Raw genomic sequence first — 25,808 nt, forward strand, 5'->3', positions numbered from 1 at the left:
ATTTTAATTCATTTTTTTCACCTTCTGTGGGCGTTTTATACTGGTGCAGTCAATTTATTCGGGAAGAGAGGAAGATGGCGTCCGTGCTGGTTTCACGCAGTCACCGCGCAGCGCAGTGGTTCAGTCTGCCGCTGCAGCTGGGGTTCTATATCGGCCTCTATATCGCCTGCGACCGGCTGGTAAGCTGGCTGCATCTGCCGCTGCCCGCCAACATTGTCGGGATGCTGCTGATGCTGGCGTTAATCGTAACGCGGATTGTGCCGCTGAACTGGGTAAAAGCGGGATCGCGCTGGCTGCTGGCAGAGATGCTGCTGTTCTTTGTTCCGGCGGTGGTGGCCGTGGTCAACTATGGCGATCTGCTGCGGGTGGATGGCTGGCGCATCTGCGTGGTAATTGGTGTCAGTACGCTGCTGGTGCTGGCCTCGACGGCCTGGGTCGTGGAGAGGCTTTATCAGTATGAAGTCGCGCGTGCCGCGCGTAAGCAGGCACCCGATGCGTGATCTCCTGCTCAGCCTGCTGTGTGTGGCGGTCACGCTGCTGGTTTATGCGCTGAATAAACGGCTCTATCGACGCTGGCGGACAATGCTGCTGATGCCGCTGGTGATGACGCCCCTGGTGCTGGTGGCGCTGCTGCTGCTGACGCACATCAGCTGGCAGGACTACATCGCAGAAAACCACTGGCTGCTCTGGCTGCTCGGCCCGGCCACGCTGGCCTTTGCGGTGCCGGTCTATGAGAACGTGGCGATCATCCGACGCCACTGGCTGTCGCTGAGCGCGGGGGTCATCACCGCCACGCTGGTCGCCGTCTGCAGTTCCGTCTGGCTGGCGCGGCTGCTCACCCTGCCGGAGTCGATCCAGCGCAGTCTGGCCGTGCGCTCTATTACCACCCCCTTTGCGCTGGCGGCGGCAGGCCCGATTGGCGGTCAGCCCGATCTGGTGGCGCTGTTTGTGGTGATCACCGGCGTGTTTGGTATGGCGGTGGGGGATGTGCTGTTTCTGCGGATCGCGATTAAACAGGGGGTCGCGAAAGGCGCCGGATTCGGCGCGGCGTCGCACGGAGCCGGAACCGCACGCGCCTGGCAGCTGGGCCAGCAGGAGGGCGTCGTCGCCAGCCTGGTGATGATGCTGTCGGGCGTATTCACCGTGGTGATGGCGCCCCTGATTGGCCACCTGATGTGGGCAATATAGTCTACACTCCGTTGCGCGGGTGATGACATGCAGGCAGAAAGGGACACGGTTTTTTACGTAAAGTTTTCGCTATTTTGTTGTCACCCCATTTCAGGCTGTTAACCTTGCGGCCGAATTAATTGTCATGGAGTGGAATCATGTTTAAGCAATTTGTTGCCGGGAGCGCCTTCGGGCTGGTTTTACTGAGCGGTGCAGCTCAGGCGATTGAAGGCAGTGTGGACGTCAGCGAACACAACACCAATCTGAATCTGGGTCTGGGCACCACGACCCCTGGCCTGTTTCTGAAGGGTAACTGGCTGCGCAGCGACCATGACGGCAGCACCTACGGCGCCGGTCTGGGCTACAACGTTGACTTCGGACCTCTGCGTCTGGCGCCGACCGCAAAAGCGATCTTCACCCATCCTGAAGATGGAAAAGATGGATTTGCGGTGGCGCTGGGTGGCGCTGCGAACTACAGCTTCAACAGCATGTGGGGCGTGTATGGCGAATATTATTACGCACCGGAGTCGCTTACCGATCACCTCGACAGCTATCAGGAAGCCGCTGGCGGCCTGAGCTTTACGCCGGTTTCTCTGCTGAACCTGCGCGTGGGTTATCAGTACATCGAACTGAACAACAAAGGCGGACGGAAAGATAACGTGCTGGTCGATGGCCCGTACGTGGGTGCCTCACTGCGCTTCTGATCCCGTGGCATGAAAAGAAAAGGGCGACTGTTATCAGCCGCCCTTTTTTTGTGCCACCACAAAATCAGTGGGCTTTACCCTGCTGAATGCCGGTGCCGGTCTGTGAACGAATAAACTGCGCCCGGAAACGGGAACGCTCCTCTGCGCCCTGCGGCGTATGGTCGGTAACAGAGAAGATCCAGATGCCGATAAATGCCACGGCCATGGAGAAGAGCGCCGGATACTCATACGGGAAAACCGGCGTGGCGTTACCCAGTACCTGCACCCATACGGTCGGGCCAAGGATCATCAGGATCACGGCAGTCAGCAGGCCCAGCCAGCCGCCCACCATCGCACCGCGCGTGGTGAGTTTCGACCAGTACATCGACAGCAGAATGATCGGGAAGTTACAGCTGGCCGCAATCGAGAAGGCCAGCCCGACCATAAAGGCGATGTTCTGCTTCTCAAACAGGATACCCAGGGCAATCGCCACCACGCCCAGCGCCAGCACGGTGATTTTGGAGACCCGCAGCTCATCTTTCTCGCTGGCCTGGCCTTTACGATAGACGCTGGCGTAGAGATCGTGTGACACCGCTGAGGCACCTGCCAGGGTCAGGCCCGCCACCACCGCCAGGATCGTGGCGAAGGCAACCGCAGAGATAAAGCCCAGGAAGGTGCTGCCCCCCACGGCGTTCGCCAGGTGGACCGCCGCCATGTTGGTGCCGCCAATCAGCGCGCCGCTGGCATCTTTAAAGATCGGATTCGCGCCGACCAGCAGAATGGCACCAAAGCCGATGATAAAGGTGAGGAAGTAGAAATACCCCATAAAGCCGGTGGCCCAGAAGACGCTTTTACGCGCCTCTTTGGCATCCGCCACGGTGAAGAAACGCATCAGGATATGCGGTAATCCGGCCGTACCGAACATCAGCCCCAGCCCCAGCGACAGCGCCGAAATCGGATCTTTTACCAGCCCGCCCGGCTGCATAATGGCGCTGCCTTTGGGATGAACCGCCATCGCCTCGGTGAACAGCGTATTGAAGCTGAAACCGGTCGCCTTCATTACCATCACCGCCATAAAGGTGGCACCAAACAGCAGCAGCACCGCCTTGATGATCTGCACCCAGGTGGTGGCGAGCATGCCGCCAAACAGCACATACATCACCATCAGAATGCCGACCAGCACCACCGCCACATGGTAGTTAAGGCCAAACAGCAGCTGGATGAGCTTACCGGCGCCGACCATCTGCGCAATCAGGTAGAGCGCCACCACCACCAGCGAGCCGCAGGCCGACAGGATACGGATCGGCATCTGCTTCAGGCGGTAGGAGGCGACGTCGGCAAAGGTATAGCGACCCAGGTTGCGCAGCCGCTCGGCGATTAAAAACAGAATCATCGGCCAGCCGACCAGGAAGCCGAGCGAGTAGATGAGGCCGTCATAGCCGGAGGTGTAGACCAGCGCCGAAATGCCCAGGAACGAGGCAGCGGACATAAAGTCACCCGCCATCGCCAGGCCATTCTGAAAACCGGTGATATTGCCGCCTGCGGTGTAGTAGTCGTTACGCGATCGGGTGCGCCGGGAGGCCCAGTAGGTAATGCCCAGCGTGGCACCGACGAAAACCATAAACATGATGATCGCCTGATAGTTGGTCGCCTGACGCTGCACCGCGCCGGTGATCGCATCGGCCGCCAGGGCAGAAAACGGCAGCAGCATGGCCAGCAGCCATAAGGTGAGACGGGTCATGATTTCACCTCGCTGAGGATCGCTTTGGTTAAACGGTCAAACTCACCGTTGGCGCGCCAGACATAGACGCCGGTCAGGACAAACGACATTACGATCAGCCCGACACCAATCGGGATACCGCGCGTGACGCTGGTGCCGGCGTACAGTGGCGTACCCAGCCAGCCGGGAGCAAAGGCAATCAGCAGGATAAAGCCGACATACAGTACCAGCATAATCAGCGACAGCAGCGTGGCGAACGCCTGACGTTTACGGACTAACTCATGAAAACGGGGATTGCGTTCAATCTGCTGATTGATGGCATCCTGATTCGAAAGGGCGTCATTCATCACATTTTCTCCAGAGGGCTTGCAGGCAGGAACCTCGCGCAGGGCGCGGATTCAGCTGGTTATAGTAGTTGTGACTCGCGAAACAGACTGCGTGGGGCGGGGGTGGCGGGAAGCGATCTTCCCGCCGGATTGCGTGCGCTTAAGGCATTTTAATCGACTGCTTCTCCTCAAGCAGTTTCTCCACCACGCCAGGGTCGGCGAGGGTCGAGGTATCACCCAGATTACTGGTGTCGCCGGTGGCGATCTTGCGCAGAATACGGCGCATGATTTTGCCCGAGCGGGTCTTCGGCAGAGAGTCGGTCCAGTGCAGCACGTCCGGTGTGGCGATGGGGCCGATCTCTTTGCGCACCCACTGCCGCACGTCGCTGTAGAGCTCCGGCGACGGCTCTTCACCGTGGTTCAGGGTAATGTAGGCATAGATCGCCTGGCCTTTGATGCTGTGCGGGATCCCGACGACCGCCGCTTCGGCAATTTTCGGATGGGAAACCAGCGCCGACTCGATCTCGGCGGTGCCAAGCCGGTGACCCGAGACGTTGAGTACGTCATCGACGCGTCCGGTGATCCAGTAGTAGCCATCTTCATCGCGACGGGCGCCGTCACCACTGAAGTAGACGTTTTTAAAGGTGGAGAAGTAGGTCTGCTCGAAGCGGTCGTGATCGCCATAGAGCGTACGCGCCTGGCCGGGCCAGGAGTCCGTGATCACCAGATTGCCCTCGCAGGCACCCTCCTGCGGCTGGCCTTCGTTGTCCACCAGTGCCGGTTGCACGCCAAAGAAAGGACGGGTAGCGGAACCGGCTTTCAGCTCGGTTGCCCCTGGCAGCGGCGTGATCATGAAACCGCCGGTTTCGGTCTGCCACCACGTATCCACGATCGGGCAGCGGCTGTTGCCGATTTTCTTGTAGTACCACTCCCAGGCTTCCGGGTTAATCGGCTCGCCGACCGATCCCATAATGCGCAGGCTGCTGCGGTCGGTGCCTTCAATCGCCTTGTCACCCTCGGCCATCAGCGCACGGATTGCCGTCGGCGCAGTGTAGAGCAGGGTAACTTTATGCTTGTCGACCACCTCGGCCATGCGGCTTGGCGCTGGCCAGTTCGGCACCCCTTCAAACATCAGCGTGGTCGCCCCGCAGGCCAGCGGGCCATAGACCAGATAGCTGTGGCCCGTGACCCAGCCTACATCGGCGGTGCACCAGTAGATATCATCCTGATGGTAGTCAAAGACGAACTTGAAGGTGGTCGCGGCGTAGACCAGATAGCCGCCCGTGGTGTGCAGCACCCCTTTGGGCTTGCCGGTGGAGCCTGACGTATAAAGGATAAAGAGAGGATCTTCCGCGCCGACTTCGGCGGCAGAATGGTTGGTGCTGGCGTTCTGCATCAGGTCGTGCCACCAGCGATCGCGGCCTTCCACCCAACCGATATCTTTACCGGTGCGCTGGAACACCACAACGTTTTTCACGCTGGTAACGTGAGGATTCTTTAAGGCGTCATCGACATTTTTCTTCAGCGGAATGCTGCGTCCGGCGCGGATCCCTTCGTCGGCGGTGATGACCAGCGACGCACTGGAGTCGACGATACGCCCGGCAACCGCCTCCGGTGAAAAGCCGCCGAAGATGACCGAATGAACGGCACCGATACGCGCACAGGCGAGCATGGCGACAGCCGCTTCGGGCACCATCGGCATATAGATCGCCACCACATCGCCTTTTTTCACCTCCAGCAGCTCCAGCACATTGGCGAAGCGACAGACTTCGGCGTGTAGCTGGCGGAAGGTCAGAGTTTTGCTTTCGCTGGCGTCGTCACCTTCCCAGATAATGGCGGGATGATCGCCGCGTGTGGCGAGATGACGGTCAAGGCAGTTTGCCGCCAGGTTGAGCGTGCCATCTTCGTACCAGCGAATATCAATGTTACCTGGCGCAAACGAGCAATTTTTCACCTTGCTGTAAGGCTTAATCCAGTCGAGGATTTTGCCCTGTTCACCCCAGAAACTGTCTGGATCATCGACAGATTGCTGATACATCGCCTGATACTGCTCTGCGGTAATCAGGGTGTTTGCTGCAATATTCTCTGGAACGGGATGTTTGTGTATTTGGCTCATGGCAGATCTCCTTGAAGATGTTAATGATATGTCAATCAATGGTTAATTAAAGCCCGCCCATAAGCTTTGTTTCTTTTTTGCGCCACAGATCACGGGATAAACCGTCTGCCAGGAAGTGTGAAGCCATTCTGATATTTCCGGTTAACTCTCTGGCGGCGATAGGGAATTAAGAAAGGGTGTCAGACGGGAATGCACTGGATAAAAAGCAAGCAAACGCGCCAGCCGCGTTTTTAACCCACTCTGCATAGCTATGCGGAAATTCATCTAAGTATTACTTTTCATAACAGCAGGTTAGGGATTTTTACTTCTGGCAGCACTTTATGCTACTTAGGTGGCTAACTTTTAATCGGATCCGCCAGGGGTTGCATTTACCACAGTGAAAATGGTACTTATCTCGCCCCTGTTCTGCAGGTATCAACTCAGACAGCGTCTGAATATGGGTATGAGAATCATCAGATTTTCATACGGGGCGCTGTTTCAAGACACCCTCTAATTTACCGGGCTTTTTGCTCACTCCCTGTGTGTATTGTCTTCTGCACCTTCGCAGTAGAGAAAAACGGGTTTTGACTGAGGAAATTACGCGTTATGAAAGGTTTTAAAATCAGCCTGGCCTGGCAGATTCTGACAGCCCTGGTGCTTGGCATCATCGTGGGTGCTGTGTTGCATAATCAGCCAGACAATCGTGAATGGTTAGTCACCAACATTCTCAGTCCTGCGGGCGATATCTTTATTCATCTTATCAAGATGATTGTGGTACCGATTGTGATCTCATCCCTGATTGTCGGCATCGCTGGCGTCGGTGATGCAAAGAAGCTGGGACGCATCGGCGTCAAAACGATTCTCTACTTTGAAGTGATCACCACCATTGCCATTGTGGTCGGTATTACGCTGGCCAACGTATTTCAACCCGGCACCGGCATCGATATGTCAACGCTGGCAACGGTGGACATCTCTAAATATGAAGCGACAACGGCAGAAGTCCAGGGTGGCCCGCACAGCCTGGTGACCACGATTCTGTCGCTGATCCCGCAGAACATCTTCGCTTCCATGGCGAAGGGCGACATGCTGCCGATTATCTTTTTCTCGGTGCTGTTTGGCTTAGGCCTGTCGTCACTGCCGTCAGCGCAGCGCGATCCGCTGGTGAACCTGTTCCGTGGCGTTTCTGAAGCGATGTTTAAAGTGACCCACATGATCATGCGTTATGCGCCGGTAGGGGTGTTTGCGCTGATTGCGGTGACTATCGCGAACTTTGGCTTCGCCTCGCTGTGGCCACTGGCGAAGCTGGTGCTGCTGGTTTACGCGGCGATCCTCTTCTTCGCCTTTGTGGTGCTGGGCGGCGTTGCGCGCTTCTGTAAGCTGCGGATCACCACGCTGATGCGTATCCTGAAAGATGAGCTGATCCTCTCTTACTCGACCTCCAGTTCAGAAACCGTGTTACCGCGTATCATGGAGAAGATGGAAGCCTACGGCGCGCCGAAAGCGATTACCAGCTTCGTGGTGCCGACCGGTTACTCGTTTAACCTGGATGGATCGACGCTCTATCAGAGTATCGCGGCGATCTTTATTGCGCAGCTCTATGGCATCGACCTGTCGCTGACCGACGAGATCGTGCTGGTACTGACGCTGATGGTGACCTCAAAAGGGATCGCTGGCGTGCCGGGCGTCTCGTTCGTGGTGCTGCTGGCGACGCTGGGCAGCGTCGGCATTCCGCTGGAAGGCCTGGCGTTTATCGCCGGTGTTGACCGTATCATGGATATGGCGCGTACCGCGCTGAACGTGGTCGGTAACGCGCTGGCGGTGCTGGTGATTGCCCGCTGGGAAAACCAGTTCGACGCTGAACAGGCGAAACAGTATGAGCTGCAGTTGCGGACACAGACCGCAGACTGATCAGGGTTCTGACAAAGACAAGGGCTCAACGAAAGTTGGGCCCTTTTGTTTTGCGGGCTTTTGCGGGCGCCTGGGTCATCCCTGCCAGAGACCCTGTCAGCAGCCACAGAGCAACCTGCAGCCAGAGAAGGGCCATCTGAAAAGGAAAGCGTCCCACGCAGGCCTGGCATCATGGATGACGTATTCAGCCTGACGATCGGGTGAACCGTTTCTGACCGGTTCCGAATGTCCGGCCACGCCACTGCCCGGCAAATCACAGCCTCCAGTCCCGCGTGTCGGGCAGCCTGCGTAAACGCACCGCGGGTCAGCCCGGCCTCTGCAACATGACTTACCCCGCATCCATTAAAAAAAGATCTCACCCAATGAATTAATCATTCGCTATGATAGCTTTTATATCGAATAATTTATTCCTTAGCGGAGCCCGCCATGAAACTCGACCTCAGCCAGATGATCACCGAAGGCCGCAATCCGGCCAGCCAGAACATTGATGAACTCTCTACGGAAGCGATGCTGCGCGTCATTAATGACGAGGACAAAAAGGTGGCACTGGCGGTTGAGGCCATTGTGCCGCAGATCGCGGCAGCCGTTGACGCCATCTGCGCGGCGTTTCAGGCCGGTGGACGCCTGATCTACGCTGGCGCGGGCACCTCCGGGCGACTGGGCATACTGGATGCAAGCGAATGCCCGCCCACTTTTGGCACCCCGCGCGAACAGGTGATCGGCCTGATTGCGGGAGGGCACACTGCCATCCTGCAGGCGGTCGAAAACGCCGAGGATAACCGGGAGCAGGGCGCACAGGATCTGAAAGATATTCACTTCAGCCGCGACGATGTGCTGGTGGGGATCGCCGCCAGCGGCCGTACCCCTTACGTGCTGGGGGCGCTGGCCTGGGCGAACGAACTCGGTGCCACCACCGTGGCGCTCACCTGCAATCCGGGCAGCGCGATGTCACAGGTTGCCGCGATTGCGCTTACGCCGGTCGTCGGCCCGGAAGTGGTCACCGGCTCGTCACGCATGAAAGCGGGCACGGCGCAGAAACTGGTGCTCAACATGCTCACCACCGGATCGATGATCCGCAGCGGAAAAGTGTATGGCAACCTGATGGTAGATGTGGAGGCGACTAACCAGAAGCTGGTGCAGCGCCAGGTCAATATCGTCATGCAGGCGACAGACTGCGATGACGCCACCGCCCGCACCGCGCTCTCCGCCTGCGGCGGTCACTGCAAAACCGCCATTCTGATGGTGCTGGCCGATCTGGATGCCGATACCGCGAAAACGCTGCTGAGCCAGCATCAGGGCTTTATCCGTCAGGCGCTGCAGGCGGCGGGAGCACGCTGATGGCCACAATCACCGAAGCACTGTTGCGTGAGATCCTGCAGGCGGTCGGTGGCGCGCAGAATATCGCGGCCTGTGGTCACTGCATGACGCGGCTCCGGCTCACGCTTAACCAGCCGGAGCAGGCGGATGTGAAGCGGTTAAAAAGCCTGCCCGGCGTGCTGGGCGTTATCGACAGCGATGCCCAGTTACAGATCGTTGTCGGCCCCGGTAAGGCGCAGACCGCCGCTGAGGGAATGCAGAGTCTGCTGGCGCAGGATGACACCGCCCGGCCACCGCAGGATGATGCGATGGAACTCAGCCAGCTGGCGGCGCAGAAAAAGCAGCAGATGAAGGCGAAGCAGACCCGCGGCGTGCATCAGTTTCTGTCACGTTTTGCGACCATCTTCACGCCGCTGATCCCCGGCTTTATTGGTGCCGGACTGCTGCTGGGTTTTGCCACGCTGATTGAACAGAGTCTCCATCTTAATGCGCCCGGCGATCATGCGCCCTGGCTGCTGCACACCGTGGCCTACATGAAGGTCTTTGGCAAAGGGCTGTTCACCTTTCTCAGCATCCTGATTGGCTACAACGCACAGAAGGCGTTTGGCGGCAGCGGTGTGAATGGCGCCATTATCGCCTCGCTGTTTGTGCTCGGCTATGTACCAACCGCCACGACCGGCTACTACAGCGGCATGGAGAGCTTTTTCGGCCTGACCATCGACCCGCGCGGCAACATTATCGGCGTGCTGATGGCGGCGATTATCGGTGCGTGGATTGAGAAACAGCTGCGCAGAATCATTCCCGACAACCTCGATACGATCCTCACCTCGCTGTTTACCCTGCTGATCACGGGTGCCATCACCTATCTGCTGATCATGCCGCTGGGTGGCGAACTGTTTAAAGGGATGTCGTGGCTGTTTATCCATCTCAACAGCAACCCCTTTGGCTGTGCGGTGCTGGCCGGGCTGTTCCTGATCGCGGTGATGTTCGGCATCCATCAGGGCTTTATTCCGGTCTACTTTGCGCTGATGGAGACGCAGGGCTTCAACTCACTGTTCCCGATTCTGGCGATGGCCGGTGCAGGGCAGGTCGGCGCCTCGCTGGCCCTGTGGTGCAAAGCCGAAAAGGGGGCGCTGCTGCGGGCGCAGATTAAAGGGGCGATTGTGCCGGGTCTGCTGGGCGTCGGTGAACCGCTGATTTACGGGGTGACGCTGCCGCGCCTTAAGCCCTTTATCACCGCCTGTGGCGGCGGGGCACTGGGCGGTTTCTTCATCGGCCTGGTGGCGTGGCTGGGCCTGCCGGTCGGGATGAACACCGTCTTCGGGCCGTCCGGGCTGGTGACGCTGCCGCTGATGACCTCCAGCCAGGGGATCTTCGCCGGTATGGCGGTTTACCTGGCCGGGCTGATCGTGGCGTGGACCGGCGGATTCCTGCTGACCTGGTGGTTTGGCAGCCGGGGTGTCGATCTGAGCTGACTGACGGCCCGAACCCTCCAGCCGGGCTAACCGATAACCTGTCAGTAAAAGTGTGAAAGCCGCTGCAAAGCGGCTTTTTTCGCGGCGGAAATTTAACAAAAACACTAAAGAGAGTCTCAAATGATGCCGAAAACATAAAAAATGGTAATCGTTATCTCTCAGCCCGCCGTTTACACGCAGGCTCTCCGGCTGTCGCGTGCAAACGCCGGGTTTTTAAGGACCCGTAATGCGTAACAATCAACCTGTCTCTCAGCATGAATATCTGTTCGACGATCATGCGACCCTGATGTCGACCACCGACCTCAATAGCTATATCACCTACGCAAATGATGCCTTTATCGACGTGAGTGGATTCACTGCCGACGAGATCAATGGCCAGCCGCATAACCTCGTCCGTCATCCCGATATGCCGCCAGAAGCCTTTGCCGACATGTGGGCGACGTTAAAACAGGGCGAACCCTGGACCGCGCTGGTCAAAAACCGCCGTAAAAATGGCGATCACTACTGGGTAAGAGCGAACGCCATTCCGGTGGTGCGTGACGGCAAAGTGCAGGGCTACATGTCAGTGCGGACCAAACCGACGGCAGAAGAGGTGCGGCAGAGCGAAGCGCTCTATCAGGATTTCCGCGAGGGGCGTGCCAGAGGACGACGTTTTTACAAGGGTCTGCTGGTTCACAGCGGCTGGCGTCGTCCCTTCTCGCTTCTGAAGACGCTGCCCCTGCGCTGGCGGATCCGCAGCACCCTGCTGATGATGCTCCCGCTCTCCATCGCCGGCGTCTGGGCGCTGGGTGTCTCCTCTGGGGCGCTGGCTGGCTTTAGCGCGGGCATGGCGGGTCTGCTTCTGCTCAGTAGCCTGTGGCTGGAACAGCAGATTTCGCGCCCTGTCGAACGGATGTGTCAGCAGGCGCTGAGCGTTGCGACCGGGGCGAATCACAAAGTAGAACAGATGGATCGGGTGGATGAGATCGGTGTGACGCTGCGCGCTATCGGCCAGCTCGGTCTGATGTTCCGCTGGCTGGTGGATGATGTCAGCGGTCAGGCGATCACAGTATTAAGCGCCAGCGACGCCATCGCCCGCAGCAACAGCGAGCTGAGCCGCCGGACCGAGCAGGCCGCTGCCAATGTGCAGCAGACGGCAGCCACCATGAACGAAATGACCGCCACGGTGAAGAGCAACACCGAAACGGCCAACGAAGTGAATATGCTCTCGGCTGATACCAGCAATGCCGCCATCAAAGGCGGCAGCGTGATGAACGAGATGATGGGCATCATGGGCGAAATTGCGGACAGTTCAAAGCGGATCGCCAACATTACCAGCGTGATCGACGGCATCGCTTTCCAGACCAACATTCTGGCGCTGAATGCCGCTGTCGAAGCCGCCCGGGCAGGCGAGCAGGGCAAAGGGTTTGCGGTGGTGGCGGGTGAAGTGCGCAGCCTTGCACAGCGCAGTGCCAAAGCCGCCAGCGAAATTAAAACGCTGGTGGAAACCAGCGCCAGCCGCGTTCAGTCAGGTAATAACCACGCCAGCACGGCGGGTATGACGATGCAGGATATTGTCTCGCAGGTGCAGAATGTGACCGCGCTGATTGCCCAGATCAGCGCCGCGACGGCGGAACAGGCGACGGCGCTCAGCGAGGTCAGCACCGCAGTAGAAGATCTGGATGACATCACGCATCAGAACGCAGCCCGCGTCGCTGAAAGCGCCGAGGCGTCAGATCGCATGACCCATCAGGCTAACCGTCTGGTGGAAGCGATCAGCGTCTTCCGTTAACTGCGAAGCGTAAGCTGCCTGGTTAAGACGCCAGCGCCTGCGGGCCTTCACGCCCGGCCCGCAGCGCCCCCGGCGACTGGCCAACAATCCGCTTAAAGGCGCGGCTGAACGCCGCAATCGAGCCGTAGCCGAGATGAAACGCGACGGCCTCCACGGCTTCACCGTTATTCACAATCCGCTGGACCGCCAGCCGCATCCGCAGTTCCGTCAGATAACGCAACGGTGTCATGCCGGTGGCGTTGAGAAACCGCCCGGCAAACACCGAACGCGAACAGCCCGCCACGCTGGCCAGCCGCGCGACCGTCCAGTTTTCGCCGGGATCGCGATGCATGGCGGCTATCGCCTGGCTGAGGCGGGGATCGCGCATCGCCTGCACCAGCCCGGTGGATTCTCCACAGCCGTTCTCCACCCAGCCGCGCACGATCAGGGCGGCGACCACATCGGCCAGACGCGACAGAATACCGGCGAATCCGGCCTGACGGGTGCGGGATTCCCGCTCCATTGCCGCCAGAATCGGCTGAATTTCCGGGTACTGTGACAGCAGGGTGCTCACCAGCATCACATCCGGCATGGTGTTGATCAGCGGCTGCATCCCGCCCAGTTCAAATGCCATGCAGGCGCTGAACAGCAGTACGCTGTGCTCGTCATCGCAGGCCCCTTCCGGCGCGGCGATCGTGCAGACGCTGTCGCAGAGCGGCTTGCTCGCCATGTTCTTAATACACTGGCAGGTTGCCTCTTCGCTGGAGATCAGGCTGTGCGGCTTACCGTGCGGCACCAGCAGCGCATCGCCACTGTTGAGCTGAATCAGCTCGCCAGAGGCACTGCGCACCAGCAGCGAACCGCGTCCGACAAAGTGAAACTGCGCCCGGCCCGGTGCGTAGTCGTAATGCAAACCGAAAGGCGCACTTACCGCGATACGCTGGTAGTTGACGCCATACAGGCGCATGCCCATCAGCAGCTCGCTGGTCAGATCTCCATAGTGGCTCATAGTATTCCAGACGAATTATCAAAAATGAAGGTGTAAGCATCATAGATCGTCCTGGTCCGACACTCTATGCTCACACTCACTTTTTTATTTTCCGGAGAAGCAGCATGAGTCTGACAACCGAAGTGGCTGATGAGGTTTCCTCGCCCGCCCGTCCCGCGTGGGGCGCGGTCTTTGCTATGGCGTTTGGGGTGTTCAGCCTGATTACCGCCGAATTTTTACCCGTCAGCCTGCTGACGCCGATGGCCCATAGCCTGGGCGTCTCAGAAGGGCAGGCGGGGCAGACCGTGACCGTGACTGCGCTGGTGGCGCTGTTTACCAGTCTGGTCATCGGCAGCGTCACGCGGCGTATCGATCGCCGCATCGTAATGCTGGTTTTTTCGCTGCTGCTGATCGCCTCGGCGCTGATGGTGGCCTTTGCGGCTGACCTGACCGTGATCCTGCTGGCGCGGGTGCTGCTCGGGATGGCCATCGGGGGATTCTGGACGCTCTCTACCGCCATCACCATGCGTCTGGTGCCCGGCGACCAGGTGCCGCGTGCGCTCTCGATCGTCTTCAGCGGTATCTCGCTGGCGACGATTATCGCCACCCCGCTGGGCAGCTATCTGGGCGGGCTGGTGGGCTGGCGCAACATCTTTATGCTGACCGCCGGACTGGGCAGCGTGGCGCTGCTGTGGCAGTTCTTTACGCTGCCCGACATGCCTGCGGAGGACAAAGATCGCAACGGCGGGGTGCTGGCGCTGCTGCGGATGGGCGTCATGCGCTGGGGGATGCTTGCGGTCATTATGATGTTTACCGGCCACTTCGCCTTCTTTACCTACCTGCGTCCGTTCCTGGAAGGCGTGGCGCAGTTCAACCTCAATCAGCTGTCACTGGCGCTGCTGGCCTTTGGTGTGGCGAACTTCTTTGGCACCTCGCTGGCCGGTTTCCTGGTCACCCGCAGCGTGTCGCTGACGCTGAGCGGGATGGCGCTGCTGATGAGCGTCACCGCGCTGCTGCTGGTCACGTCTGGCGAGGTCAGCTGGATGGTCGGTGCGGGCGTGGCACTCTGGGGAATGGCGTTTGGTTCGATGCCAACCGGCTGGTCAACCTGGATTTCGCGCGCGGTGCCGGACGATGCGGAATCGGGTGGCGGATTACTGGTCGCGACTATTCAGCTGGCGATTACCGCCGGCGCGGCGGCGGGCGGCTGGATGTTCGACCTGCGCGGCGCAGGGGGCGTCTTTGTCGCCAGCGGGGTGCTGATGCTGCTGGCCGCGCTGACCATCTTCACCCGCGTCAGACACCACGGCTGATGCCATAAAGGCAGCGGGAAATGCTGCCTTTTTTATTGTACCTGGATTATTAACCTTCTGAGCGAAAACTGTGCGAAATGTGCTTTTTATGTTCAGTTTTACTGAATGAGTTAAGCAAATCACTCCGCTTTTTACTGACTGACTTCGGGACTATTATATCTATCAACAAGGCAGCACGCCTTACCTGATAAAAATTAACCGAGGAATTGACCATGAAATCTATCAAAACTTTTGCAGCTGTTATCGCGCTCTCTGTCCTGCCATTCGCCAGCTTCGCGCAATCTGTGACCGCCGTCGACTCTACACTGGATGGTGCTGAAGCGAAAATCGCTGCCCAGGCTCAGGATGCTGGTGCTTCATATAAAATCACCGAAGCTTACACCAACAACGGCGTTCACATGACCGCTGAGCTGCTGAAATAAGTTGAGCTTTACCCTCTATGCTGACAGGACGCCTTCGGGCGTCCTGGCTGCGTTGTTCTGCAGCGCGCCCCGCCTCCTTTTCCCACGATAAACGCATTTCTCAGAAATTTTGTGTCAGGCTGCGGATAAACGATGACCGCATCTGACGCTGTATCCGCAGTTGACTGAGGCTTACGCGGCAGCGATCGCCTATGCCGCCATCATATGGAACGCTGGGCTATTTACGTGTTGCCTGATCACTGACGAAAAAAAAGCCACGCTAACGTGGCTTCTTTTTTCACACCCTTCTACAGCTCTTCCGACGCTTCGCGCATCATCTCATCATGCGGTACATCATCCAGGATCTGCTCAAAGCTGCGCAGACGTTTATAGATCGACATCAGCTCAATCAGCGTTGACCAGGAGGTGATCAGATACTGGAATGAGCCGCGCACCTGATCGAAGACGTTAGTGATCTGGTTGAGCAAGCCCAGCGTGATAGTGCCTGCGACAATCGACGGAAACAGCAGGAACAGACCAAACACGTTATCAACCTGCAGATAGAGAATGCGGGTGATATTAAAATAGAGATAGTGGAAGTAGAGGCGGAAGTAGTTTACCCGCACGCGGCTGAACAGCGCCTGCACTGTCGGTGGTCTGGCGCGATCGGCATGATCTTCGCCGTAAACCAGCTCTTTACGGTAAGCCGCTTCCACCCGCTGATTGCGGAACTCCAGCCCCGGCAGTTTGATCCCCACCAGCGCCAGTAGCCCGGTGCCAAATACCGACCAGAGCACCGCAGCGATCACCAGCGCATAAGGAATATTGCCCAGAATCGGGATATCTTTGACGTGACGAGAGAGTGCCACCAGCACCGGTAAAAACGCCACCAGTGTCATTATCGCCTGAATAAACCTGACGCCCCAGTCTTCCAGCGTAGTGGCAAACCGCATGGTGTCTTCCTGCACACGCTGTGCGGCCCCTTCGACATGACGCAGGCGCTGCCAGTTGTGCATATAGTAGTTATTCATGGCGGTACGCCAGCGGAAAACCCAGTGACTGATAAAGAAAGAGTTGAGTACGCCAATCACCACGGCGATTAATGCGATACCAAGAAACGCGATAACCTCACGATAAAAATCAGAAATATTAACCGAGCCCGCTTTGGTCAATGCTTTCTGAATCAGATCATAGAATGGGCCATACCAGGCATTAATCGCCACCCCGACCTGCACACCAAACCAGGTGACAAAGATAATCAGCGCGGAACCCCATACTGACCAGCGCTGCCACGGATGCGGATCGATAATCCGCCAGGCCACGGCGAATAGCGTGACCATAATCCAGTAGTAGAGATAGAACCAGAGCTGGCTGGCGGCGATAAAACGTGCGGCCGTGGTCGGCAGCGGCGCTTTGATCGCGGCTTCAAATGTGGGCCAGTTGCCGGGCAAATCGCTGGCAAAGCCAAACCAGGCAAAAATCGCAATTAAGCTCCAGACAGCCGCAGAGCTGAAAAACAGCGCTGGCCGCGGAAAAAAAGACTTAAACATAGGGACTCCGCTGTTGTGTGTTGCCTGTTATAACGTTTTTGACCTGTCGCTGTCTGTAGTCTGTTGTTTCTGCTCGTGACAGGACGAGGAGAGATGTTAATGAAATTGTGCGATTTTGTTTCCTGGAACTAAATCTTTGTGAATGGCAGTGTTACAATATGGAGGTTTGTTACCGGTAACAAACCGGCTCCGGGCCGGTATCTGCGGATTAAAACCATTACAACGCAACCACCACTTTTTTCATACCGCCAGTCAGCGCGGGAATGAGGCAATGTCATGTCAGAACAAAAAAAGGGTCATTCACGCAGGGATTTTTTGCTGAAGACAATTACCCTGGCGCCAGCAATGGCGGTAGGGTCCACTGCGATGGGCGCGCTCTCCCTGACGCAGGCCGCGCAGGCGGCTGAGACGCCTGCGGCACCACAACAGGCGCGCGATTACCAGCCCGCCTGGTTTACACCGCAAGAGTATGCCTTTATCACCGCCGCCGTCGCACGGCTCATTCCCAGCGACGAACGTGGCCCGGGCGCGCTGGAAGCGGGCGTGCCGGAGTTTATCGACCGTCAGATGAATACCCCCTACGCCACGGGATCGAACTGGTATATGCAGGGGCCATTTAATCCTGACCTGCCAAAAGAGCTGGGCTACCAGCTTCCGCTGGTGCCGCAGCAGATCTATCGTCTGGGACTGGCCGATGCCGATCGCTACAGCAAACAGCAGCACGGCAAGGTCTTCGCGCAGCTCAGCGGCGATCAGCAGGATGCCCTGCTGCAGGCGATGGAGAGCGGCAGCGCCGAATTCAGCCAGCTGCCGGCAAAAGTCTTCTTTAGTTTTCTGCTGCAGAACACCCGCGAAGGCTTCTTCAGCGATCCTATCCACGGCGGGAATCAGGGCATGGTGGGCTGGCGGCTGATCAACTTCCCTGGCGCACGCGCCGACTTTATGGACTGGGTAGAGCGCGGCGAACGGTATCCGTTCCCGTCAGTGTCGATTCGCGGAGAGAGAAGTTAAGCATGGCAAACGAAATGAAAAAAGTGGATGCGGTCATTGTCGGTTTTGGCTGGGCGGGCGCCATTATGGCGAAAGAGCTGACCGAAGCGGGCCTGAACGTCGTGGCGCTGGAGCGCGGACCGCATCGCGATACCTATCCCGATGGGGCCTATCCGCAGTCGATTGACGAACTGACCTATAACGTCCGCAAAAAGCTGTTCCAGGATCTCTCCAAAAGCACCGTCACCATTCGTCACGACGCGTCACAGACGGCGGTGCCTTATCGTCAGCTGGCCGCCTTCTTACCCGGCACCGGCACCGGCGGCGCGGGTCTGCACTGGTCCGGCGTTCATTTCCGTGTCGATCCGATTGAGCTGCGGATGCGCAGCCACTACGAAGAGCGTTACGGCAAGCACTTCATCCCGGAAGGCATGACGATTCAGGACTTTGGCGTCACCTATGATGAGCTGGAGCCCTTTTTCGACAAAGCGGAAAAAGTTTTTGGCACCTCCGGCAGCGCCTGGAGCATCAGGGGCAAGGTGGTTGGCAAAGAGAAGGGCGGCAACCCGTTCGCGCCCGATCGTTCAGATAACTTCCCGCTGCCCGCGCAGAAGCGCACCTACTCGGCGCAGCTGTTCGCCCAGGCTGCCGAATCGGTCGGCTATCACCCTTACGATCTGCCGTCCGCCAATACCTCCGGTCCCTACACCAATACCTATGGCGCGCAGATGGGGCCGTGTAACTTCTGTGGTTTCTGCAGCGGCTACGCCTGCTACATGTATTCCAAGGCGTCGCCAAACGTCAACATCCTGCCCGCCCTGCGTCAGGAACCGAAGTTTGAGCTGCGTAACAACGCCTATGTATTGCGGGTGAATCTCAGCGACGACAAAAAACGCGCTACCGGCGTAACCTATGTGGATGGTCAGGGACGCGAGCAGGTTCAGCCCGCCGATCTGGTGATCCTCTCCGCCTTCCAGTTCCACAACGTGCATCTGATGCTGCTCTCCGGCATCGGTAAGCCTTACAACCCCATCACCAATGAAGGCACGGTGGGACGTAACTTCGCCTATCAGAACCTCTCGACGCTGAAGGCGCTGTTCGACAAAAACACCACCACTAACCCGTTTATCGGCGCGGGGGGCGCGGGTGTTGGCGTGGATGATTTCAACGCGGATAACTTCGACCACGGGCCGCTGGGCTTTGTCGGCGGCTCACCATTCTGGGTCAACCAGGCGGGCACCAAACCGATCTCCGGCCTGCCGGTGCCAGCGGGTACGCCAAACTGGGGCAGCAAATGGAAGGCGGCGGTGGCGGATACCTACACCCATCATCTGTCGATGGACGCGCACGGTGCGCATCAGTCCTATCGCGCTAACTATCTCGATCTCGACCCCAACTATAAAGATGCCTACGGACAGCCTCTGCTGCGTATGACTTTTGACTGGCAGGAGAACGACATCAAAATGGCGCAGTTCATGGTCGGTAAGATGCACAAAATCGCGGAAGCGATGAATCCGAAGATGATCATCGGCGGTGCGAAAAAGCCGGGCACGCATTTTGACTCTACGGTCTATCAGACCACCCACATCAGTGGCGGCGCGATCATGGGCGACGATCCCAAAACCAGTGCGGTTAACCGTTATCTGCAGAGCTGGGATGTCCCGAATGTGTTTGTACCGGGCGCGTCCGCCTTCCCGCAGGGTCTGGGCTATAACCCGACCGGCATGGTAGCGGCGCTGACCTACTGGTCAGCCAAAGCGATTCGCGAACACTACCTGAAAAACCCCGGCCCGCTGGTACAGGCATAAGGAGATGGCGATGAAAAATGGCATTCTGGCTCTGATTCTGGGCGCGCTGTCGTTCTCTGCACTGGCGGAAAGCGGTCAGGACGATCTGCTTAAACGGGGTGAGTATCTGGCGCGCGCCGGTGACTGCGTGGCCTGCCACACCAGCAAAGGCGGCGCACCCTTTGCCGGCGGGCTGCCGATGGCAACACCGATTGGCACCCTCTACTCCACCAACATCACGCCCGATCCTGAGACCGGTATTGGTGACTACAGCTATGACGACTTCCAGAAAGCGGTGCGTCACGGCGTGGCAAAAAATGGCGATACGCTCTATCCGGCGATGCCTTATCCCTCTTACGCGGTGGTCAGCGACGAGGATATGAAGGCGCTCTACGCCTGGTTCATGCAGGGTGTCGCCCCGGTTAAGCAGGCGAATCGGGAGAGCGATATTCCGTGGCCGCTGTCGATGCGCTGGCCGCTGGCGATCTGGCGCGGAATTTTTGCGCCCGATGTGAAAGCCTTCCAGCCCGCCCCGCAGGAAGATCCGGTGCTGGCGCGCGGTCGCTATCTGGTTGAGGGCCTCGGCCACTGCGGCGCCTGCCACACGCCTCGCAGCATCACCATGCAGGAGAAGGCGCTGACCAACGAAGAGGGAAGTGACTATCTGGCAGGCAGCAGCGCACCGGTTGATGGCTGGACCGCCAGCAATCTGCGTGGCGACAACCGGGATGGACTGGGACGCTGGAGCGAAGAGGATCTGCGTCAGTTCCTGCGTTATGGCCGCAACGATCAGACCGCCGCGTTCGGTGGCATGACCGATGTGGTGGAACACAGCCTGCAACACCTGAGCGAGGCCGATATCACAGCCATTGCGCGCTACCTGAAATCCCTGGGTGCAAAAGATCCGCATCAGGCGGCTTTCAGCGTGGATGATGCGACCGCAAAAGCACTGTGGAAGGGCGACGACAGCCAGACAGGGGCGGCAACCTATGTCGATAGCTGTGCCGCCTGCCACAAAACCGATGGCAGCGGCTACAAACGCTTCTATCCGGCGCTGCGCGGCAATCCGGTGGTGCTGGCGGACGATCCGACCTCACTGATCCACATCGTGCTGGTGGGCGGTCAGTTGCCTGGCGTCAATGGCGCACCCTCAACCATTACCATGCCGGCATTTGGCTGGCGTCTTAACGACCAGCAGGTCGCGGACGTGGTGAACTTCGTGCGCAACAGCTGGGGCAATACGGCGTCGGAGCCGGTCAGCGCGAAGCAGGTCGCCGCGCTGCGGAAAGATGAGAAAGATCGGCTGGGCAGTGCCGATATCCGGGTACTGGAAGGCAGGTAAACGGCAATCAACGCGGCCGTCACCCTCAGGGTGACGGCCTTTTTTTCAGATGTTTTCCGGATCGCGTCCCCGCGTCTTCGGCCCGTAAATCCCCGCCGACAGCAGCCCGCTGCTGATGTAGCCGGTCTCCAGCAGATCATAAAGCTCAAAAAAACCACCCTGCGCCAGCAGGGTAATGAATCGCCACAATCCGGCGGCGGAGGGCAGCGCATCAATACGCGCGGCTAAGCGGTTGCAGATCGCGGGTGAAGTGTCCCCAGGCGAGCCTGGTGGCAAGCGTGGTCATTTCAGCGTGAACCTCAGGCAGTTCAGGGGCGACGTGCAGCCGGTCAGCGGCTTCGTAAACGCGTTAACCGTTAGCAAGCAGAGAATAAGCAGAACAGGCAATTCATCCGCGGTTGCCGGAAGGGGCGTTGCTGACGATTCAGCAACGCACATTGCAGGTTCTGCCATCCGTGGCAGGCACCGTGCATTATGGCAGATGCGGCCAGACGCCCGGTCCAATCGGCAGGCCCAGCAGATACCACACCAGCAGCAGAGCTATCCAGCTGATAAAGAACACCAGCGGATAGGGGAAGATCAGCCCGTAATAGGTGCCGAGCTGCGCATCCTTCTGGTAACGCTGTAAAAAGGCCAGGAAGAGCGGCAGGAAAGGCGACATCGGAGCCAGGGGCAGGACGGCAGAGTCGGCGATGCGAAAAATCATCTGGGCAAAGGCGGGATGAAAGCCGAGCAGCATAAACATGGGGACAAAGACCGGGGCCAGAATCGACCAGATCGCAGATCCGCTGGCGATAAACATGCAGAGAAACGCGGACAGGAACATCAGGCCGAGAAAGGCGGGTGCACCACTGACGCCTGCGCTCTCCAGTACGTCGGTCAGCCCGATCGCCATGAATTTGCCCATATTGCTCCAGTTAAAGAACGCCACGAACTGCGACAGCGGAAACACCATCACGATAAAACCCGCCATGCCTTTCATCGGATCAACCAGCAGCTGCGGAATATCATCCGGACGGCGGATCTGCCGGGTCACCACGCCGTAAGCAATCGCGACCACAAAGAAGAACAGGATGATGATTGGCACAATACCCTGAATAAAGGGTGAGGGAATGATGGCGCCGGTGGTGGGATGGCGAAGCGGCGCCTGTTCCGGCACGACCAGCAGCGCCATCAGCGCAATAAACAGCAGGGCGGCGATGCCGGCGGCGCGCAGACCTCGGTTCTCCAGCGGCGTCAGTGCCGCCAGCTTCTCACCGTTGCCCTGCCACGCTGGCAGGCGCGGCTCAACAAATTTGTCGGTCAGCAGCGCACCCGCAATCGTCAGTACAATTACCGACGTAGCCATAAAAAACCAGTTGTCGATGACGCTGACGTGTACCGTGTCGCTGACCGCTTTGGCCGCTTCGGTACTGATGCCGGAGAGCAGCACATCGGTGGTGACGATCAGCAGGTTAGCGGTAAAGCCTGAGGCGACGCCAGCGATCGCGGCCAGCAAACCTGCGACCGGATGTCGTCCCACCGCCAGAAAAATCAGCGCGCCCAGCGGCGGCATGACGACCAGCGCGGCATCCGAGGAGATATGGCTGAAAAAGGCGATAAACAGCACCATATAGCTGGCGTAACGACGGCTGACGCGTGACGCCATTTTCACCATCAGCGACTGCAGCAGGCCCACTTTTTCGGCCAGTCCGGCCCCAATCACCAGTGCCAGAATCGATCCCAGCGGGGTAAAGCTGCTGAAGTTTTTGATGATATTGGGCAGGATCCACTGCAGGCCTGCGACGCTCAGCAGGTTGTTTACCCGTACAACTTCGCCGTTACTGGGGTTGGTCACCGCCAGATCCAGCGCGCTGATAATGGCGGTAGCTACCATCAGCACCACGATCAGATAAACAAACAGTAAAAACGGGTTGGGGACTTTGTTGCCTATACGCTCTATCCAACAGAAGAGCCGGCCAGGAGTGCGGTTCGCGGATGTTGCTTCCATGGTATTGATTCTCGTCTTGGGTTCCCTTTATCGGCGGAGGCCCGGTCTGACGCCGGTCCGGGAAGGCGACAGGCGGTGAGTTCAGAAACGGCTCCGCTGAGTCAGGGAAGTGTTTGCAATCATTTTTATAAGGGGCCGCGTCAGAGACACGGCCATTGGCTCATCCGGCCAGTTTTGTTGGGGTGATCCCTGCCGGGATCGGACACTGATAAGGCTGCGCGGCGCGTGTATGTTCAAACTCGGCCCGACAGTCAGCCAGCGTCTGCGGATCCGTCAACAGGGTTAACACCGTGGCTGCCATCACTTTGCCTGCCAGAAACATCCCTTTATGCCCGATGCTGGTGCGGCCCTGCGCCACCAGTTGCCAGGTGTGCAGCGGCGTGCCAAACGTAAAACAGGGCGCAAAGCACTGTGCGGTGGGTGTCACCCAGCTGACATCGCCGACATCGGTGGAGCCATAAAGCAGTTCACGCGTGACGGCATAGGGCGCAACCTCGTCCATAAAGAGCTTATCGCCCAGCCGCTCAGCCCAGGCATAACCGGCTTCGCCACCGATACGGGCCGCATTCAGCCGGGCATTGCGCAGATCGTCATCGGTCAGAGTGGCACGGAGTTCGGCCGCCAACGCGCGCTCTTCGTCGCTGTAGTCGGGCAGACCAAACTGATGCAAATTGCGCTCCATGACCGCTTCCAGCGTACGATTAGGCACGTAGTCTGAGCAGGCTTTGTCAAAACGCACCGTCAGGGTCGTGTCAGTCATCAGTGCGGCACCCCTGGCGATGTTAATCACCCGTTCATAAATCGCCTGGGCCTGCGGCAGTTCCGGGGCGCGGATCAGGTAGAGCACCTCCGCGTCAGCCTGCACCACATTCGGTGAAACGCCGCCGCTGTTGGTGATGGCGTAGTGCACGCGCGCCTCCTGTACGATGTGCTCGCGCAGAAAGTTGGCACCGGTATTCATCAGCGTGACGGCATCCAGCGCGCTGCGGCCCAGATGGGGAGAGTTGGCGGCATGGGCGGCAACGCCTTTGAAGCTGAACGCCGCCTGAATATTGGCCAGCGTGCGCAGATTGAACATGCCGCTGAAACCTTCGGGGTGCCAGGTGACGGCGGCATCCACGTCATCAAACAGCCCTTCACGCACCATAAAGGTTTTGCCCGATCCCCCCTCTTCGCCGGGGCAGCCATAGAAGCGTACCGTGCCGCCGGTGTGATGCTGCGCCATCCAGGCTTTCACGGCGCAGGCCGCCGCGACGCCCGCCGTGCCGAGCAGGTTATGCCCGCAGCCATGTCCGTTTCCGTTGGCCTCCAGCGGCTGTGGCCGGGCGCAGCCCGACTGCTGGCTCAGTCCGGCCAGCGCATCGAACTCACCGAGAATGGCAATCACCGGCTTGCCGCTGCCCGCGCTGGCGATAAATGCTGTGTCGATACCGCCCACGCCCCGCTCCACAACAAACCCCTCCTGTTCCAGCGCATCGGCCAGCAGGGCGGAAGAGCGGGTTTCGGCGAAGCGGGTTTCGGGTGTGTCCCAGATCGCGTCGCTCAGCGTGCTGAAGCGGAGCTGATGGCGATCGATATAATCGGCAATAAAGGCTTCCATCATCCTGCGCCCCCGAACGCTGCCTGATTCAGGGCGAGGGTGGCCAGCAGCGTGATGGCATCCGGCATCACCCGCTCGTCAAAGTCGAATTTCGCATTGTGATGACCCGCTGCCAGCGCACAGCCGAAAATAACGTAGGAGGCCTGACCGCCACGCGCGATGACGCGCTCTATCATGCAGGTTGCATCTTCCGAACCTGCCGCCTGCGCTTTACGATCGACCACCGAGCTGAAGAGGCCGAGGGCGTCCGCCTGCTGGTGGATGAAGTCGACCCACGGCTGCGTCGGGGTACAGCTGCGTGCCGCGCCCATCAGCGAAACCTCCTGCTCAACGCCATACATCGCCGCTGCGCCCGCAATCACCCGCAGCGCCTGCTGATAAATATCGTCGTTGACCTCATTGGTCACACCGCGGGTTTCGACTTTCAGCAGGGCGCAGTCGGCCACCACGTTACGACCGGTTCCCGCCTGCAGCACGCCGACGTTAACCCGTGCCACGCCGCCGCTGTGCTGGGTCAAACCATGCAGCGCCAGCGTCGCCTGAGCTGCGGCCAGCAGGGCATTGCGACCCTCTTCAGGGCGGCCGCCCGCATGGGCACCGACGCCGGTGAAGCGGACATCCAGCTTGGTGGTGGCAAGGAAGCTGTCGCTGCCGCACACCACTTCACCTGCCGGAACGCCGGTGCCGATGTGAATCGCGGTGAAGCGCTCAACATCATCGACCACGCCCCGGGTGACCATCGCTTTCGCCCCGCGCACCCCCTCTTCGGCGGGCTGGAAGATCAGTTTAATGGTGCCGCTGAGCTGATCTTTCATCGCCATCAGCACCGTCGCGAGACCCAGCCCGATGGTGGTGTGACCATCATGCGCGCAGGCGTGCATCATGCCAGGGTTGCAGGAGGCGAACCCTTCGCGCTGCGGCAGGTGATCGTCGGCCTGGCTTTCGTTGAGATCCAGTGCATCCATATCGACGCGAAAGCCCATCACCGGGCCGGGACGCCCGGTTTCCAGCGTTGCCACAATGCCGCAGAATCCGCCGGAAAAGTGGCTGATCCACTGCGGCAGTGCGCCCTGCTGCAACGCCCGCGCCTCCTGCTGCTTCAGCGTCGCGTCGTCCGGCAAGCCCATCCGCGCATCGGCGTCGATGACGTCACGACCCAGCTTCAGCTGATAACCGAGCCTGTGCAGCGCTTCCGCCACGAAGGTGGCAGTACGGAACTCCAGCCAGCCCGATTCGGCATAGTGATGGAAGTCGCGTCGCCACTGTTGCAGCGTTGGCAGCAGGGCGCTGACGTGCTCTGAAAGGATTTTCATCGGCTTTTCCTCGTTGTTGATTTTTTATGCATTGTGTCGAATCTACACAATGGTGCTGGCGGGCATAAGATGCGAATATCTTGCGAATGATAA

At 58.9% G+C, this 25,808-nt stretch carries 20 protein-coding genes and 1 pseudogene; 12 read left to right on the forward strand and 9 right to left on the reverse strand.

All coding sequences use genetic code 11. The features are described 5' to 3' along the window. The first annotated feature begins 74 nt into the window (after positions 1–74). The 3 genes from ACNY69_RS14985 to ACNY69_RS14995 all read left to right on the forward strand — a co-directional run bounded on the left by ACNY69_RS14985 (position 75) and on the right by ACNY69_RS14995 (position 1,871). The gene (locus ACNY69_RS14985; protein WP_111140222.1) at positions 75–500 is read left to right on the forward strand and encodes a CidA/LrgA family protein; all 426 of its coding nucleotides are present in this window, start codon (positions 75–77) and stop codon (positions 498–500) included. Continuing rightward, positions 493–1,188, forward strand: a complete 696-nt coding sequence (locus tag ACNY69_RS14990) for an LrgB family protein (protein ID WP_111140223.1) — start codon at positions 493–495, stop codon at positions 1,186–1,188. Before ACNY69_RS14985 ends, ACNY69_RS14990 begins: the two co-directional genes overlap by 8 nt. A gap of 137 nt (positions 1,189–1,325) precedes the next feature. Further along, positions 1,326–1,871: a YfaZ family outer membrane protein gene (locus ACNY69_RS14995; protein WP_111140224.1), complete on the forward strand. Its 546-nt coding sequence runs from the start codon at positions 1,326–1,328 to the stop codon at positions 1,869–1,871. A gap of 64 nt (positions 1,872–1,935) precedes the next feature. On the opposite strand, the gene ACNY69_RS15000 is transcribed toward ACNY69_RS14995, so the two are convergent. From ACNY69_RS15000 to acs, 3 genes are all read right to left on the reverse strand, one after another. Beyond that, positions 1,936–3,591, reverse strand: a complete 1,656-nt coding sequence (locus ACNY69_RS15000; RefSeq protein WP_111140225.1) for a cation acetate symporter — start codon at positions 3,589–3,591, stop codon at positions 1,936–1,938. Then, positions 3,588–3,917 (reverse strand): DUF485 domain-containing protein, encoded by a 330-nt coding sequence (locus ACNY69_RS15005; RefSeq protein WP_418799036.1) that lies wholly within the window; start codon positions 3,915–3,917, stop codon positions 3,588–3,590. The genes ACNY69_RS15000 and ACNY69_RS15005 overlap by 4 nt, the downstream gene beginning before the upstream one ends. A gap of 139 nt (positions 3,918–4,056) precedes the next feature. Beyond that, positions 4,057–6,012, reverse strand: a complete 1,956-nt coding sequence (gene acs / locus ACNY69_RS15010) for an acetate--CoA ligase (protein WP_293774275.1) — start codon at positions 6,010–6,012, stop codon at positions 4,057–4,059. 585 nt (positions 6,013–6,597) lie between these two features. On the opposite strand from acs, the gene gltP reads away from it, so the two are divergent. The 4 genes from gltP to ACNY69_RS15030 all read left to right on the forward strand — a co-directional run bounded on the left by gltP (position 6,598) and on the right by ACNY69_RS15030 (position 12,462). Then, positions 6,598–7,899 carry a glutamate/aspartate:proton symporter GltP gene (gltP, locus tag ACNY69_RS15015; RefSeq protein ID WP_111141280.1) on the forward strand — a complete coding sequence of 434 codons (1,302 nt, stop codon included), beginning with the start codon at positions 6,598–6,600 and terminating at the stop codon, positions 7,897–7,899. Positions 7,900–8,325: 426 nt separating this feature from the next. After that, the gene (gene murQ / locus ACNY69_RS15020) at positions 8,326–9,237 is read left to right on the forward strand and encodes an N-acetylmuramic acid 6-phosphate etherase (RefSeq protein ID WP_111141279.1); all 912 of its coding nucleotides are present in this window, start codon (positions 8,326–8,328) and stop codon (positions 9,235–9,237) included. After that, positions 9,237–10,691 (forward strand): PTS N-acetylmuramic acid transporter subunit IIBC, encoded by a 1,455-nt coding sequence (gene murP / locus ACNY69_RS15025; protein ID WP_418799038.1) that lies wholly within the window; start codon positions 9,237–9,239, stop codon positions 10,689–10,691. Before murQ ends, murP begins: the two co-directional genes overlap by 1 nt. Before the next feature lie 226 nt (positions 10,692–10,917). Then, complete coding sequence (locus ACNY69_RS15030; protein WP_418799040.1) at positions 10,918–12,462, forward strand: methyl-accepting chemotaxis protein; 1,545 nt, start codon at positions 10,918–10,920, stop codon at positions 12,460–12,462. Positions 12,463–12,484: 22 nt separating this feature from the next. On the opposite strand, the gene ACNY69_RS15035 is transcribed toward ACNY69_RS15030, so the two are convergent. Next, positions 12,485–13,450, reverse strand: coding sequence for an AraC family transcriptional regulator (locus tag ACNY69_RS15035; RefSeq protein WP_111141276.1), 966 nt, complete (start codon positions 13,448–13,450; stop codon positions 12,485–12,487). Between the two features lie 104 nt (positions 13,451–13,554). Between ACNY69_RS15035 and ACNY69_RS15040 the strand changes: the two genes are divergently transcribed. Together ACNY69_RS15040 and ACNY69_RS15045 are read left to right on the forward strand one after the other, a co-directional pair. Next, positions 13,555–14,742, forward strand: a complete 1,188-nt coding sequence (locus ACNY69_RS15040; protein WP_367396008.1) for an MFS transporter — start codon at positions 13,555–13,557, stop codon at positions 14,740–14,742. A gap of 212 nt (positions 14,743–14,954) precedes the next feature. Continuing rightward, positions 14,955–15,164, forward strand: coding sequence for a YdgH/BhsA/McbA family protein (locus tag ACNY69_RS15045; protein ID WP_003855705.1), 210 nt, complete (start codon positions 14,955–14,957; stop codon positions 15,162–15,164). Positions 15,165–15,451: 287 nt separating this feature from the next. Here ACNY69_RS15045 and sbmA read toward each other — a convergent pair whose 3' ends face one another. After that, a complete protein-coding gene (sbmA, locus tag ACNY69_RS15050; RefSeq protein WP_418799043.1) occupies positions 15,452–16,693 on the reverse strand; it encodes a peptide antibiotic transporter SbmA in 1,242 nt (413 codons plus the stop codon). A 276-nt stretch (positions 16,694–16,969) separates the two neighbouring features. Between sbmA and ACNY69_RS15055 the strand changes: the two genes are divergently transcribed. From ACNY69_RS15055 to ACNY69_RS15065, 3 genes are read left to right on the forward strand one after another with little or no spacing between them, the layout of a single operon-like run. Further along, positions 16,970–17,704, forward strand: coding sequence for a gluconate 2-dehydrogenase subunit 3 family protein (locus ACNY69_RS15055; RefSeq protein WP_418799045.1), 735 nt, complete (start codon positions 16,970–16,972; stop codon positions 17,702–17,704). Between the two features lie 2 nt (positions 17,705–17,706). Beyond that, positions 17,707–19,491 (forward strand): GMC family oxidoreductase, encoded by a 1,785-nt coding sequence (locus ACNY69_RS15060; RefSeq protein WP_288360254.1) that lies wholly within the window; start codon positions 17,707–17,709, stop codon positions 19,489–19,491. Positions 19,492–19,501: 10 nt separating this feature from the next. Beyond that, a complete protein-coding gene (locus ACNY69_RS15065) occupies positions 19,502–20,812 on the forward strand; it encodes a c-type cytochrome (RefSeq protein WP_288360256.1) in 1,311 nt (436 codons plus the stop codon). An 84-nt stretch (positions 20,813–20,896) separates the two neighbouring features. Here ACNY69_RS15065 and ACNY69_RS15070 read toward each other — a convergent pair. The 4 genes and pseudogenes from ACNY69_RS15070 to ACNY69_RS15085 form a co-directional block, all read right to left on the reverse strand. Further along, positions 20,897–21,098 (reverse strand): annotated as a pseudogene (locus tag ACNY69_RS15070) (MFS transporter); the annotation flags it as partial. Between the two features lie 186 nt (positions 21,099–21,284). Further along, complete coding sequence (gene abgT / locus ACNY69_RS15075; protein WP_293774266.1) at positions 21,285–22,802, reverse strand: p-aminobenzoyl-glutamate transporter; 1,518 nt, start codon at positions 22,800–22,802, stop codon at positions 21,285–21,287. A gap of 160 nt (positions 22,803–22,962) precedes the next feature. Continuing rightward, positions 22,963–24,405 (reverse strand): M20 family metallopeptidase, encoded by a 1,443-nt coding sequence (locus ACNY69_RS15080; RefSeq protein WP_418799047.1) that lies wholly within the window; start codon positions 24,403–24,405, stop codon positions 22,963–22,965. Next, complete coding sequence (locus ACNY69_RS15085) at positions 24,402–25,715, reverse strand: amidohydrolase (RefSeq protein WP_418799049.1); 1,314 nt, start codon at positions 25,713–25,715, stop codon at positions 24,402–24,404. Before ACNY69_RS15085 ends, ACNY69_RS15080 begins: the two co-directional genes overlap by 4 nt. Positions 25,716–25,808: the final 93 nt, after the last annotated feature.

The sequence above is a fragment of the Pantoea graminicola genome, from assembly GCF_048452665.1.
Classification (GTDB): domain Bacteria; phylum Pseudomonadota; class Gammaproteobacteria; order Enterobacterales; family Enterobacteriaceae; genus Pantoea.